Genomic DNA, 481 nt, shown 5'->3' on the forward strand with positions numbered 1-481 from the left:
GCAACACTCAGACCACCCAGCAAAACACCCAAAAAGTTGAACACCGCCGCCATAACCACGGCGAGCTGAGAACGCATCGCGCGGGTATAGATAACGGTTGCCACGGCGTTGGCTGTGTCATGGAAACCATTGATGGCTTCGTAGAACAGCACAAAAGCCAGTGCAAGCAATAATAACAGCCCGGTATGCAAATCCAGGCCAGCAAACAAATGTAGCATAGGACGTTACGCCATTTTGAGGACATGAACGCGGCGCATTATCAGTGACTTTCGCGGCGCGGGCAAAGTGAAATATAGACTTTTTTTGATTTGCCTCCTGTATGGATTTCACTCAAAAAATAATTATCTTATATAATTCAGGCAAATACTTCCTTATAGTAATATTGATGCTGGTGCGACCACTGAGGAATCTTTACAATTAACGCCCGTGTTTTCTTAGAGGAGCGCAACGTGGAAAGGTTTGTTGCCATTATTATAGGCGC

General features: G+C 45.7%; 1 protein-coding gene. It reads right to left on the bottom strand.

Going from position 1 to position 481, the window contains the following annotated elements:
* A partial coding sequence (locus D7X96_RS39190; RefSeq protein ID WP_147468528.1) for an inorganic phosphate transporter occupies window positions 1-218 on the bottom strand: 218 nt, incomplete at its 3' end.
* Window positions 219-481: the final 263 nt, after the last annotated feature.

Source organism: Corallococcus interemptor (genome assembly GCF_003668875.1).
GTDB classification, from domain to species: Bacteria; Myxococcota; Myxococcia; order Myxococcales; family Myxococcaceae; genus Corallococcus; species Corallococcus interemptor.